The 13,570-nt window shown below is 38.4% G+C and carries 13 protein-coding genes; 4 read left to right on the forward strand and 9 right to left on the reverse strand.

Annotation, left to right across the window (positions count from 1 at the left end; translation table 11 throughout):
• Window positions 1-26: 26 nt before the first annotated feature.
• The gene (locus tag CHI06_RS22530) at window positions 27-2,414 is read right to left on the reverse strand and encodes a 3-hydroxyacyl-CoA dehydrogenase/enoyl-CoA hydratase family protein (RefSeq protein ID WP_373558162.1); all 2,388 of its coding nucleotides are present in this window, start codon (window positions 2,412-2,414) and stop codon (window positions 27-29) included.
• A gap of 217 nt (window positions 2,415-2,631) precedes the next feature.
• On the opposite strand from CHI06_RS22530, the gene CHI06_RS22535 reads away from it, so the two are divergent.
• On the forward strand, window positions 2,632-2,763 hold the full coding sequence (locus CHI06_RS22535; RefSeq protein WP_095250808.1) for a YuzL family protein: 132 nt from the start codon (window positions 2,632-2,634) through the stop codon (window positions 2,761-2,763).
• 64 nt (window positions 2,764-2,827) lie between these two features.
• Here the strand turns inward: CHI06_RS22535 and glnA are convergent, their stop codons facing one another.
• The 6 genes from glnA to CHI06_RS22565 form a co-directional block, all read right to left on the reverse strand.
• On the reverse strand, window positions 2,828-4,192 hold the full coding sequence (gene glnA, locus CHI06_RS22540; protein ID WP_095250809.1) for a type I glutamate--ammonia ligase: 1,365 nt from the start codon (window positions 4,190-4,192) through the stop codon (window positions 2,828-2,830).
• Between the two features lie 209 nt (window positions 4,193-4,401).
• Window positions 4,402-4,650, reverse strand: a complete 249-nt coding sequence (locus CHI06_RS22545) for a DUF2573 family protein (protein ID WP_095250810.1) — start codon at window positions 4,648-4,650, stop codon at window positions 4,402-4,404.
• Window positions 4,607-5,386 carry an IucA/IucC family C-terminal-domain containing protein gene (locus CHI06_RS22550; protein WP_179292740.1) on the reverse strand — a complete coding sequence of 260 codons (780 nt, stop codon included), beginning with the start codon at window positions 5,384-5,386 and terminating at the stop codon, window positions 4,607-4,609. Before CHI06_RS22550 ends, CHI06_RS22545 begins: the two co-directional genes overlap by 44 nt.
• Window positions 5,379-6,197: an ABC transporter ATP-binding protein gene (locus CHI06_RS22555; protein WP_095250812.1), complete on the reverse strand. Its 819-nt coding sequence runs from the start codon at window positions 6,195-6,197 to the stop codon at window positions 5,379-5,381. Before CHI06_RS22555 ends, CHI06_RS22550 begins: the two co-directional genes overlap by 8 nt.
• Before the next feature lie 302 nt (window positions 6,198-6,499).
• Complete coding sequence (locus CHI06_RS22560; protein ID WP_095250813.1) at window positions 6,500-7,555, reverse strand: FecCD family ABC transporter permease; 1,056 nt, start codon at window positions 7,553-7,555, stop codon at window positions 6,500-6,502.
• Complete coding sequence (locus tag CHI06_RS22565) at window positions 7,552-8,556, reverse strand: FecCD family ABC transporter permease (protein WP_095250814.1); 1,005 nt, start codon at window positions 8,554-8,556, stop codon at window positions 7,552-7,554. Before CHI06_RS22565 ends, CHI06_RS22560 begins: the two co-directional genes overlap by 4 nt.
• Window positions 8,557-8,821: 265 nt before the next feature.
• On the opposite strand from CHI06_RS22565, the gene CHI06_RS22570 reads away from it, so the two are divergent.
• The gene (locus CHI06_RS22570) at window positions 8,822-9,814 is read left to right on the forward strand and encodes an ABC transporter substrate-binding protein (RefSeq protein ID WP_095250815.1); all 993 of its coding nucleotides are present in this window, start codon (window positions 8,822-8,824) and stop codon (window positions 9,812-9,814) included.
• Window positions 9,815-9,872: 58 nt separating this feature from the next.
• On the opposite strand, the gene CHI06_RS22575 is transcribed toward CHI06_RS22570, so the two are convergent.
• Both CHI06_RS22575 and CHI06_RS22580 read right to left on the reverse strand, forming a co-directional pair.
• Window positions 9,873-11,042 (reverse strand): FtsW/RodA/SpoVE family cell cycle protein, encoded by a 1,170-nt coding sequence (locus tag CHI06_RS22575; RefSeq protein WP_095250816.1) that lies wholly within the window; start codon window positions 11,040-11,042, stop codon window positions 9,873-9,875.
• Window positions 11,043-11,180: 138 nt separating this feature from the next.
• Window positions 11,181-11,954, reverse strand: a complete 774-nt coding sequence (locus CHI06_RS22580) for a DUF4931 domain-containing protein (RefSeq protein ID WP_095250817.1) — start codon at window positions 11,952-11,954, stop codon at window positions 11,181-11,183.
• Between the two features lie 165 nt (window positions 11,955-12,119).
• Here CHI06_RS22580 and CHI06_RS22585 point away from each other — a divergent pair, with 165 nt between their 5' ends.
• Together CHI06_RS22585 and CHI06_RS22590 are read left to right on the forward strand one after the other, a co-directional pair.
• Window positions 12,120-12,902, forward strand: a complete 783-nt coding sequence (locus CHI06_RS22585) for an undecaprenyl-diphosphate phosphatase (protein ID WP_095250818.1) — start codon at window positions 12,120-12,122, stop codon at window positions 12,900-12,902.
• Window positions 12,903-13,055: 153 nt separating this feature from the next.
• On the forward strand, window positions 13,056-13,570 hold a 515-nt coding region (locus tag CHI06_RS22590; RefSeq protein ID WP_095250819.1), incomplete at its 3' end, for an adenine phosphoribosyltransferase.

A 13,570-nucleotide genomic window follows, 5' to 3' on the forward strand; every position in this document is an offset into this window, starting at 1 on the left:
TGTTCAAGGCGCTTCCGCTTTCCTTTTTAATTTCTTAAAGGCTTTCCTTTTGTAAGCATGTGCTGCATACGCTGTTGTGTTTTTTGTTCTCTTACTAAGCTTAAGAATGCTTCTTTTTCTAAATTCAATAAATATTGCTCATCTACTTCGGTTCCATAAGGGACTTTTCCGCCAGCAATCACATAAGCAACTTTTTTAGCTATCTTCAAATCATGTTCAGAAATATATCCAGATAAGAACATGGACTGTGCCCCAAGTAAGAGTGTAGCGTAGCCTGTTTCACCCACTACCGGCACTTTACTGCGTGCTTTTTGTACATAACCCTGCTCATACAATGCGAGAACAGCTTGCTTTGCATCGTATAACAGGTGATCTCCATTAATACTAATCCCATCTGCTAAGCCTAAGAAATTATTCTCACGTGCTTCTGCACCAGAAGTGGATACTTTCGCAGTCGCAATGGTTTCAAACACTTTATTAGCAACAGCTTGCAGGTCAACTTGAACGCCATTCGGCAGTCCTTCTAAATGCTTTATATATAACTCTTTATTACCACCGCCGCCAGGGAGTAATCCTACACCGACTTCAACGAGTCCCATATAAGTTTCTGCAGATGCTTGAATGTGCGCTGCAGGTAAACAAACCTCTGCTCCACCGCCAAGTGTCATGGCAAATGGTGCTGCTACGACTGGTTTTGCACTGTATTTAACTTTCATCATCGCATTTTGGAATTCACGAACTACCATTTCCAGCTCATAGATATTATCATCCTGTGCTTCCATTAGCATCATCGCAAGGTTTGCACCGACACAGAAATTCTTACCTTGGTTACCGATTACAAGTCCTTTGTAATTCTTTTCAACTTCGTCAACTGCGAAGTTAATCATCTGAATAATATCAAGTCCAATCGCATTATGCGGTGAGTGGAATTCAAGGAGAGCAACGCCATCTCCCAAATCAATCAAGCTTGCACCGCCATTCTTTTTAATAACACCTTTTTGTTTTTTTAATTTTTTTAGATCAATGGCTTTTGGATTGCTTTCCACTAGACGGTATTCACCATTGTAGTAGAAGAATCGTTCGCCATTTTCTTCTAAATAGAAAGATGTATGCCCCTTAGCAAGCATTTTTGTCACCCAAGCAGGAATTTCTAGTCCTTCATTCTTCATCTTTTGGACTGACTTCTCCAAACCAATGGCATCCCATGTTTCAAAAGGACCCATTTCCCATCCGAAGCCCCATTTCATAGCCCGGTCAATATCAACGATGGTGTCAGCGATTTCTCCCAAAAGCTGTGCAGAGTATACTAGAACCGGGCTAAAAATGTTCCATAACAACTGACCTGCACGATCGTCTGTGTATACAAGCGCTTTCAATTTATTTGCAGTGCCTTTTTCCTGCTTACTCATTTCAGTAGCAGCAGTTGATAGCTTTTTACGCGGTATATATTCTAAGGTAGCAGGATCAAGTTCAAGGATTTCTTTTCCTTTTTTCAAGAAAAAGCCTTGACCAGATTTACTTCCCAGCCAGCCTTTTTCAAGCATTGTTTTTATAAATGCAGGGACTTCAAAAACTTCCTTTTCTTTTCCAGCTACTTTTTCATGAACATTGCCTGCTACATGTGCGAAGGTATCTACTCCGACTACATCAAGCGTACGGAAAGTTGCACTTGAAGGACGCCCGACTAGTGGTCCTGTAATAGAATCAACCTCTCCAACACTATAGCCACCCTTTAACATCTCTTGTACAGTAATTAGAAGACCATAGGTTCCAATTCGGTTGGCGATAAAGTTTGGTGTATCCTTTACTAGAACGACACCTTTTCCTAATACATCCTCACCAAAGGTTTTCATGAAAGAGATGACTTCTGGGCTGGTGTATTGAGTAGGAATAACCTCTAGTAATTTTAAGTATCTTGGCGGGTTAAAGAAATGGGTGCCAAGGAAATGCTTTTTAAAATCCTCTGACCTTCCTTCTGCCATCGCTTCAACAGATATACCAGATGTATTGGAGCTAATAATGCTCCCTGGTTTCCTATATTGGTCCACATTTTCAAAAACCTGTTTCTTTACATTGAGATTCTCAACGACAACCTCGATTACCCAGTCCACATCTTTCAATTTAACTAGGTCATCTTCAAAATTCCCTGCTTCAATTAGCGCCAAGTTCTTTTTTACCGCTAAAGGAGCTGGTTTTTGCTTTAATAATTTTTGGATAGATTGGCTGCTGATTCGATTACGCACCTGCTTATCTTCTAATGTCAGCCCTCTTGCCTTCTCATCGTCAGTTAACTCTCGAGGTACAATATCCAATAATAATGTTGGTATACCGATGTTTGCTAGATGGGCAGCAATCCCCGATCCCATGACTCCTGATCCTAGAACAGCTGCTTTTTTAATAAGTTGGTTCAACATTGTCTCCCCCTTCACACACCTTGAATGAATACTCATTCACTTTTTTGTCAAAAAAAATTCCAAATAAATGAGTTCTGCTAATTATTACTATAGAATATTTCAAAAATTTGCGCAATAAATAAACGCGGAAAATAATAAATTTTTTAAAAAATGGTTTTTCCTAGAGCCTTTACATAAAAAAATGTAATTGGGCATCCTATAAATGAGGTGATGAGGCATGGGTAAAATGAAGAAAAACCCATCTAAAAGAGGCGTTAGCGCCGCTAGCGTTCAAGGAAACGCCGGTCCTGGCGGAGAACAAGCAGAGAAAAACAAAGTGAACAGCCAAAATAATCAGTATAAAAGATAAGCGCTCTCCGAAATGAGCTAATATCAAAAAAGCAGGCTGAAAATCAGCCTGCTTTGCTTTCCATTTAAAACTTCGCTTGGTAATTTTCAATTTCCCAAGCATGAACAGCTGTACGATAACTATCCCATTCAGCTTTTTTCAATGAAACAAATTCATCATACACATGGTCACCCAATGTTTGACGTCCAATCTCTCCATCCTCTAACTGCTTGACCGCTGCTGCTAAACTTCCAGGAAGGCTTTCAATACCTAATTCCCCGCGGCGTTCTTCCGTCATATGGAAAATATCTTCATTGATTGGAAACGGAACATGTAACCCTTGTTCGATGCCATCTAAACCAGCGGATGCAATAACTGCAAAGGTTAAGTATGGATTCGCTGACGGATCTGGACAGCGTAATTCAACACGAGTAGCCATACCTTTTTTTGCTGGAATTCGAATCAATGCAGAACGGTTTGAAGCACTCCAGGCAATATAACAAGGTGCTTCATATCCAGGTACTAATCGTTTATAAGAGTTTACAAGCGGATTCGTCACTGCTGTGAAGTTCTTAACGTTTTCAATTAAACCAGCAATAAATTGATACGCTTTATTTGATAGTTGTAATTCATCTGTCGGATCAAAAAAGGCATTTTCACTTCCTTCAAAGAATGACATGTTCACATGCATTCCAGAACCGTTAATACCAAAAACAGGTTTTGGCATAAACGTAGCATGTAGTCCATATTTCTTTGCAACTGTTTTGACAACCCATTTGTATGTAGTCGCAAGATCGGCTGCGCCTAACGCATCTGCATATTTAAAGTTAATTTCATGCTGCCCTTCAGCAACTTCATGATGAGATGCTTCAATCGTGAAGCCCATTGCTTTTAACGCACGATAGATTTCTAAACGAACTCTCTCACCAAGATCCTTTGGTGACGGCTCAAAATATCCTGCTTTGTCACTTAGCTCCTGTGTCGGATATCCGTTTTCGTCCGTTTTAAACAGGAAAAATTCAAGCTCCGGTCCTACTGAAATTGTAAAACCTTTATCTGCTGCACGTTCTACTGTTTTCTTTAGGACATTTCTTGTGTCGCCTTCAAACCAAGTTCCATCTGGATTTGTAACGGAGCATAGAAAACGAGCTTCAGAATATCCGTCTTCTACCGTCCAAGGTAAAACGGCGAAGGTCGTTAAATCCGGCAGTAAATATAAATCTGATTTATTGATTGGTGAAAATCCTTTAATTGAGGATCCATCAAACATGATTTTTCCATCAACAACATCTTCCAACTGCTCACTCGTTACCGTTACGTGTTTTAAGATTCCTTCAATATCTACAAATTGTAAGTGCAGAATTTCTACACATTTATTATTTATTACTTCTTTGATTTGTTGAACCATTTCAGATTGATCTTTAACATTTGAAAGAATAGCTTCAGTCATGTTATTTCTCCTCCCAATTTCATGTTACATTTCCTAACATAGAAATTATTATAGGATGAAAAATAATTTTTGACAACATTTTTTATTAAATTTTTCGAATATTTATGTATATCAAAAAGAAAGCGTTTTCTATAATTACGTAATAGAAAAGGCCACCTCTTTAATAAAAGGTGACCCCAGTTTTTTATAAATATTCATTTCATTGCATGCTACTTTGACTTTCTATACTGTTCATTAAGTAGTTTAATTTCATTAATCATTTCTATCATTTCTTCCTTCGCTTCTGGATAGAGTTCATTCCAGTGCTTCGCCAAGGCTGGCATTGACTTTGCTATTTGGGTATATAAAGCCCAGGTCTTTATCTTTTCCTTCGTTTCCTCACTGGACTCACCGACGAGCAAATCACTATATTTTTCAAGTAATGCCTCGAACTGCTCCGCAAATACTTTCTCCTTCATAACAATCTCCATCCTTAGCAATATAAGTACAAGGACATGTTTTACAGCGTTTTGACCCTAGCTGATAGGTCAAACAACATGTTTTCCTAATCCTTACCTCATCTTGAAAATTCTTTTCGGAATAATACTTTTGAATAGGATTAAGGTTGTATTTGCCAAACAGATTACCCTCAGCTTCCATGATTAAGAACCGGAAATCACTTAGTACATTTGGATTTTGGCTATCCTTTAATTCTGCCTCATAAAGCCAAAACAGATAGACAGCGATATTTTCCCACAGGATTAGTTTTGAAACCTTGAAGGTTTTTTCAAATTGCTCAATTACGGGATAGATATTGTTCGCAAAAAGATCGCGATAAACACTTTTCCGCCATTCATCCCGGTCTTCACCATTCCACTCCTCGAAGGATGGATCCTTTAATGAAATCATCGGCAGCCAATCTTTCCCACGTTCAACTTCTTCCATTTCAATATTATCCAAAGATAGATTCATTCTCTTATTCCCTGTCGTCATCGCAAAAAGAGAAATGACAGCAATAAATGCATATCTTTTTATAAATATCGATGCAGCAGTTTTCTCTGAAGGAGCACCAATTGAATAAGCTAAATTCTTCATGAATTCAATTACAAATTCCTTTTCCATTAAATTTACAACGTTAAATGATTTGCCTATTTCCGACTTTAGCCTATATTTCTGTAAGGAACTCAGATCATTTTCTTTAAGTATATTAACCATTAGACACGGCCGCCTTTTGGAGAATACATCTTCCTTTTCCATATGGAATACAAAGCGGTGTTCCAAATAAAGGATCCATTGTAACCTCACAGTCCATACCAAAAACATTCTTGACAAGGCTGCAGTTGATTACATACTCAGGCTGTCCCTGTGCATAAACCTTTTGATCCTTAAGGGCAACAATATTGTGTGCATAGCGGCAGGCCAAATTAAGGTCATGAAGTACCATAACAACTGTTCTTTTTTTCTTCTCATTCAACTCGAAAAGAAGGTCAAGTATTTCTATCTGATGTGTCATATCTAAATAAGTTGTCGGCTCATCTAAGAGAATAACATCCGTATCCTGTGCCAAGGTCATGGCAATCCATGCGCGCTGTCTCTGGCCGCCTGAAAGAGAATCAACAGTTCTCTCTTTCAAATCTTCTAAACGGGTAGATTTTAGAGCGTCATTAACCTTTTTCTCATCTTCCTCTGACCATTGTTTTAACCAAGACTGATGAGGATAACGTCCCTGTTTTACAAGTTGAAGCACTGTAAGTCCTTCTGGAGCGGCCGGTGATTGAGGAAGTATCGCCATTTTTTTTGCTACTTCTTTCGTTGAAAGCTTAGCAATGGCTTCGCCCTCCAAAATAACGGCACCGGATTTTGGCTTAAGAAGACGGGCGATTGAACGAAGGAGAGTGGATTTTCCGCAGCCATTGGCTCCAATAAAAACGGAAATTTCACCTTTAGGAATTTTTAAATTTAATTCATCAATGATGAGTGTATCCCCGTATGAAAGTGATAAATTTTTCGTTTCAACCGCGTTCATTATCTGCCCACTCCTTTTGTAATCAATCAAGTATATGTTAATAAGGCTTGTTTATAGTTTATGATTTAAAACCATTTAGTGGCTGTATCTATGTCTTATATAGTATTAATATTCTCTACAGTTCTAAGTTTATAATTAATTGATAATGATTGTCAATGAGTATGAAAATCATTTTCATTTGTATTTACTATTTTGTTCACAAAATGTTATATGGTCTAAAAAAATTTTCAATAGAACAAAATACTCAACTAATAGAGAAGCCATTTCCCGTCTCAAAAGGAAATGGCTTCTTTTTATGAAAACTAAGTGTTTCTGGTTTTAAATAATAGGTAGATAAAGTATGGTGCCCCAATACTTGCTGTAAAAACACCTGCAGGAATTTCTAATGGTGAAAATAATGTTCTTCCAACTAAATCTGCAACCATTACTAAAATTCCTCCCAGGAGTGCTGATACAGGCAGCAACGCTCCAAAGGCAGAACCCACTAATCTCCTAGCCATATGCGGTGCCATTAAGCCAACAAATCCGATCCCTCCGGCGAATGCTACGGAACCCCCAACCAAGCCGGTACTTAGCAGCATTAAAACCAAGCGCTGTTTTTGAACCCGTCCGCCAAGGCCTGTTGCAACTTCATCACCAAGTTCCTGAATGTTTACATTCCTTGCGTAGATGAAGGCAATGATAATCAGTATGGTTATCCATGGTACAAGAGCACCAACATTTTTCCAAGTTGAGCCGTAGACTGTACCCGTAATCCATATGTTTGCCTGGCTTGCTTGATAAATAGGACCTAAAACCATCATAAAGGTGGTCAAAGCCTTCGTTAAGCTCATCAACCCTATCCCGATCAAAATAAGTCTAATAGGTGAAATCCCATTTTTCCATGCCAAAATATAAACTAGAAATGCCACGACAGCTGCGCCGATAAAGGCCGCAACCGGCAACCAATGAATACTAACGGTTAATACATGATTTTTATCACTAAAAATTGCCAAGAAACCTACAACCGCAACAGATGCTCCGCCAGTGATCCCTATGATATCAGGTGATGCGAGCGGATTTCGGATCATTCCTTGTAAAATCCCACCTGCTACTGCCAGTCCTATCCCTGCCATTAAAGCAACAATGATTCTTGGTAATCGGAAGGATTGAATGACAAGAGCCTCCATTTCAGATCCTCCGCCAAAAAACACCTTCAATACATTTATAGGGCTGATTTTCATTTCTCCCAATCCCGTACTCAAAACAAAAACCGCTGCGGTTCCAAGTAACAAACCAATAAACACAAATAATGCCTTTTTATCAATTAAATAAGAGACTTTCCCTTTTTTGATTCTAAAGATTTTGTATTTACTCATCGTCCATTGAACCCCTTTCTAGCAATATAAATGAAAAATGGGGTTCCAATAATAGCCGTCATGACTCCGACTGGGACTTCTTGAGGCATTAAAATATATCTGGAGGCGATATCTGCAACGAGTAAAAGCACTCCTCCAAGAAGGCCGGAAAAAGGAATGACCCAGCGATGGTCAATTCCCACAATCGAACGGGTAAGATGTGGAACGACTATTCCAATAAATCCAATTGGTCCCGCAACAGCAACTGCCCCTCCTGATAGCAGGATGACAACGATCCCGATGATAATTTTCAAAAGTGCTGTGTTTAATCCGAGTCCTTTGGCAACATCCTCACCCATAGATAAAACATTCATTTTTGCTGCTATGACTAAAGAAGCGATCCAGCCTACTACTAAATAGGGAAGGACAGCAATTAGATTTTCAAGGTTCCTTCCTGCTACTGAACCCGCCAACCAAAATAAAACTTGTTCCAATGCAGCCTCATTTAAAACGAGTATCCCCTGTGTAATAGAAGCAAATAATGCTGTCATGGCTGCTCCCGCAAGAGTAAGCTTCATCGGAGTCAGCCCTTCCCTGCCGACTGAACCAACAACATAAACACTGATTGCGGCTACAGCGGCTCCAGCAAAAGATAACCAGGTGAATAGCTGAAGACTTCCCACACTGAAAACCGTTACTGCTATTACGACAGCCACTCCGGCACCAGCATTTACCCCAAAAATATCAGGTGATGCAAGGGGATTTTTCGTAACTGTCTGCATTAAAACCCCCGAAATCGCTAAACTGGCACCAACCGCTGCGGCAATAAACGCACGCGGGATTCTCACCGATTGAATAACAATATGTTCATTTGAACCATTGAAATTAGTTAAAGCTTCGATAGCCATTTTCCAGGTGGTATCTGTATATCCGTAAACAATACTAGCGGCCATTAAGAAAAGTAATAAAATAATTGCAATAAAAAGTCCCGCCCACCTCTGGCCTTTGTGTTTTAGCAGCATAACCTAATTCCCTTCTACCCTAATATATAAAATTCGTCTTTATGTATCTGTATTTTCATGTATCAGTCTATTGGAATAGTAGAAAACTGTCAATGAGTTGATAATCATTTTCATTTGTAAAAAAAAGCTACAAAAAAAATTGTTATTGATTTTGATAATCATTTTCAATTTCATGATTGACACGCTTGTGAAATCGTTTTATTATTAGGTTGTAAATGAAAATGATTATCATTAACAACAACAATTATTTGGAGGGTTACATAAGATGAAGGGTTTTAAAAATTTATTTGCAGTCATTTCATTAATTGCTCTTTTCCTTCTTGCTGCCTGTGGTAACACGGAAGAAAAACCGGCCACACAAAAAGAAACTGACACCAAAACAGAAGACACTAGCTATACGGTTGAACATGCAATGGGGTCAACGACATTAGAAAAAACGCCTAAAAAAGTCGTTATATTAACAAACGAAGGTACAGAAGCCTTACTTTCACTAGGTGTAAAACCTGTTGGTGCCGTTCAATCTTGGCTTGGCGATCCGTGGTATGATCACATCACAAAGGATATGGACGGTGTCGAGGTTGTTGGAGTTGAGAGTGAAGTAAATTTAGAGAAAATCGCAACTCTTAAACCTGATTTAATTATCGGAAACAAGCTACGTCAAGAAGCTGTTTACAGCCAATTAAGCGCAATAGCTCCTACTGTTTTTTCCGAAACCCTGAGAGGTGATTGGAAAGAAAACTTTAAACTATACGCAAAAGCATTAAACCTGGAGGAAAAAGGGAACGAGGTACTTAGTGATTTTGATGACCACGTTGCGGACGTGAAAGCGAAACTTGGTGATAAGGTAAATCAAGAAGTATCTGTTGTCCGTTTTATGGCCGGAAAATCTCGTATTTATTATACCGATTCTTTCTCTGGTATTATTTTTGATCAAGTTGGTCTAAAACGAGCTTCGCAACAGGCAGAGCTGTTTACTCCTGATAATAAGCTGGGTAACCTTGCTATCGAAGTTGGAAAAGAAGTTATTCCGAAAATGGACGGTGACATCCTTTTCTATTTCACGTATGCTCCAAAAGGTGATCAAGCAGCCCTGGATACAGCGAAAGACTGGACAAATGATCCACTTTGGAAAAATTTAAATGCCGTGAAAAATGGAAAAGCCTATGAGGTTAGTGATGCTACTTGGAATACAGCTGGCGGCGTTCTTGCTGCAAACATCATGCTGGATGATCTTGAAAAAATCATGCTAGAAAAATAAAATCATAAAAATGATATTAAAAAGAACGAGGCTGCCATGACCTCGTTCTTTTTTATGCTTATGCTGTTGTAGAAAACATGTATTTTTTATAGTGATAGCGGATGGAGAAAATCAAACCTAGACCAAGCATATTCCCCATTAACGAGCTGCCTCCATAGCTGATGAAAGGTAAGGGAATACCGGTGATTGGTAAAACACCAATCGTCATCCCAATGTTTTGGAAGACGTGGAAGGTAATCATACTGATAACTCCAACACAAATGTACGTGTAAAAATTATTCTTTGTTTCCATACCAACCTTAGTAATATGATAAATCAATAAGAAAAATAAACTCACGAGCACACTTGCACCAATAAAACCATACTCTTCTCCTACGACACTAAAGATAAAATCGGTATGGCTTTCAGGCAAATATACTTCTCTATTCCCGTATCCCTTACCACCCGTTTGACCTGAGCCAATAGCAAGGAGTGATCGTGTCAGCTGGTATCCTGCTGAGCTTTGAAAATTATAGGGATCCAGCCAGGAATAGATACGGCTAAATTGATACTGCTTCACACCTAAATATTTTTCAAGAATCTCTGGCTTTAACAATACAAAATAAAAAATGACCGAAATAAGTGCCGTACCAATTGAAAATATTGGTACTAGTAGTTTCCATGTTATGCCGGAAATAAAAATCATCCCTAAAAGGATCGCTAAAAATACGAGCGAGGTCCCTAAGTCTTGCTTAATAATAAGTATTAAGGGAACCATTGTGACGATGCCAAGCTTTATTAGCAGCCAAAAATCAGTAGCAATCGTTTTAACTGCGTTCTTTTGGTGATGATCCTCAATCACTTTTGCCAATGCTAAAATAATAAAGATTTTGACAAACTCAGAGGGCTGAAGTGAACCAATTCCAGGAACTTTAAACCAGTTTTTTGCTCCATTGATCACCGGCGCAATGCTTTCTGGCGCTATGATTAAAAGAATAAGTAGAAATATTCCTGCTCCGTAAGCATACCAAGTTAACTTTTTTAACTGGTCGGAGTCGAGCCTAATAACTGCGGCAATAATTCCACACCCAATTCCATAAAAGATAATTTGCTTTATAAGGAAGTTACTGTCATATTGACCGCTTGCCTGAGCACTATAAATCGATGCACAGCTAGCTAGAAATAATAAAATTAATATAAAAACAAGACTATAATCAAGTTTTGAAGTTGTATTATTAGATGATGTCATCATTCACACTCCTTTATGTCACAGCCTCAAAAAGGAACTTGTACATTATCTCATTATATTTTTTAATAGAACAAAGTACAACTTATAACCTAGGATTGGTTTAATTTACATATGTAAAAAAAGTGGAAGCTCCTAGTGTTAGGCGCTTCCATTCGTGAAATATTTACTTTTAATGTCATCTGCCATCCAATGTAAATTATTAGGTACCTGTGGAATCCCGTAGCCGATATAAAGCGGAGTCGTGACAAACCTGGGGACAATTTTAACATAAATTCTTCTATTATAATGATGAAAGAAGAGATTATAGCTGCTGGCTTTAAATGGGAAGTTATTTAGAATATAGTGTACCGATTTTTGAAGATGGACTCCAAAGGTTTCATTGTAGCTGGAATCATCCATATCGATATTAAACTCATAAAAGCCTACCTTCGGCTTTGTCGATAAAATTAACCTTACCCCATTTTTTTCCTCTATATCAATACCCTCAAACACTTCCTCCGCGATACCTTCCTTATAGTTAATATCATTTAACCCTATTATTTGCATATGGGGATGTGCGATGGTCCCCCCTGACAATGGACCATAATTTTTAAATAAAATCACGGATTCATATTTTCCCGTTCTATCTAATTCAAGCCAATTTCTTAAAGCAAATTGGAGCAATTTATGTAGATATGGAAGTTCATAGGTAGATAATTCGCCATGACAATCATCTGTTTCAATTAATACCGTTTGATAGGCATTCTCCAAAACAGGATATTTATTTTTCAAAAGAATGATAGGTCCATCTACTTCAATCAGATCTGTTAACTCCTCGCGAGCACAAAAAGGGCATGCCTGCTGTTTATTTCTTATACTTTCTGGTTTCTTAACTCCGATGGAAGTATCAAAATGTAGATGGCTATTTTTCAAGTTTGCAGCTCCTCTCCAAAGTACTTATATCTATTTTATGGGAGATTCCGCTCCTTTTGCACTATTTTTGACTTGGTAATATATAAAAATTTTATTGGCTATTTGTTGGTAGTCATGCATATCTTTACAATGTACAGGCTTATGCTGCGGAAAGAGAGGATGGCTATGTTAAGTAAATTAGAAGCATTCATATTAGGGATTATCCAAGGGTTAACTGAATTTTTACCAATTAGCAGTACGGGACATTTATATTTAGGCCGGAATTTATTTGGATTACAAGAAGCCGGTCTATTACTTGATACGATGCTGCATGTTGGTACCTTGCTGGCTGTTTTTGTCTTCTATAAGGACGAGTTTGTTAAGATTATTAAAAATCCCTTTAGTAAGCTTACCTTCCTGTTAATCGTTGGAACCATTCCAGCTGTTGTGATTGGTTTACTTTTTAAGGATTACTTTGAGGAGATTTCGAAGACGGGGGTTACCATTGGATGGGAGTTTTTAGTTACCGGTTTGTTTCTTTGGATTGCCGATTCAGCAAAAAATGGCTATAAAAAGATGGAGGATATTAGTTATACAGATGCTTTGATTATTGGATCCTTTCAAGCAGCTGCGATTTTCCCTGCGATTTCCCGCTCAGGATTCACGATTGTAGCCGCCTTATGGAGAAAGCTAGACCGTGAAACAGCCGCCTATTTCTCATTTTTGTTATCTACACCTGCCATTGCTGGAGCAGTCGTACTTCAATCATTGGATTTGTTTAGCGGTGCCGGCGAAAAAATCTCCTTATCTGCCTTAATCATTGGGATTGTATCCTCTGCCCTATTCGGTTATATTGCCGTAAAATGGATGATTGGATTTCTAAAGAAACATTCCTTAAAACCGTTTGCCATTTATGTTTGGGTGCTGGGCTTTGCGGTGTTATTTTTTCAGTTCACGGGGAAATTCTAGGGACAAGAGAACAAGTTATTTATGAAACGTATCATAACATAAATAATAGAGGGAAAAGGATATGATTTCGAAAATGATTTGCTGTTTTCGTCCGTCGAGTATTTAAAAGAATCATATTCAAGAGTCGCTTGAATATAAGGAGGGATTTAAGGATTGGACTTAATGAAATATATTACTACTGTTCCTGACTGGCCAAAACCTGGCATAAAATTTTTAGATATTACTACATTAATGGACAATGGTGAAGCATATAAGTATGCGACAGACCAAATCGTAAAATATGCTAAAGACAAGCAAATTGAACTGGTTGTAGGGCCAGAAGCACGCGGCTTTATTATCGGCTGCCCGGTTTCTTATTCGTTAGGAGTAGGTTTCGCACCTGTCCGTAAAGAAGGGAAACTTCCTCGTGAAACGATTAAAGTAAACTATGGATTGGAATATGGAAAGGATGTCCTAACCATCCATAAGGATGCGATTAAGCCGGGACAGCGCGTGCTTATTACGGATGACTTACTTGCTACCGGAGGAACAATCGAAGCTACGATTAAACTAGTCGAAAAGTTAGGCGGAATCGTCGCAGGAATCGTTTTTCTAATCGAACTATCCTACCTAGAAGGCAGAAAAAAATTAAAGGGCTATGATGTTTTAACATTGATGCAATATGAATA

Origin of the sequence: Bacillus sp. 7884-1 (assembly GCF_002272245.1) — a bacterium.
GTDB lineage: Bacteria > Bacillota > Bacilli > Bacillales > Cytobacillaceae > Neobacillus.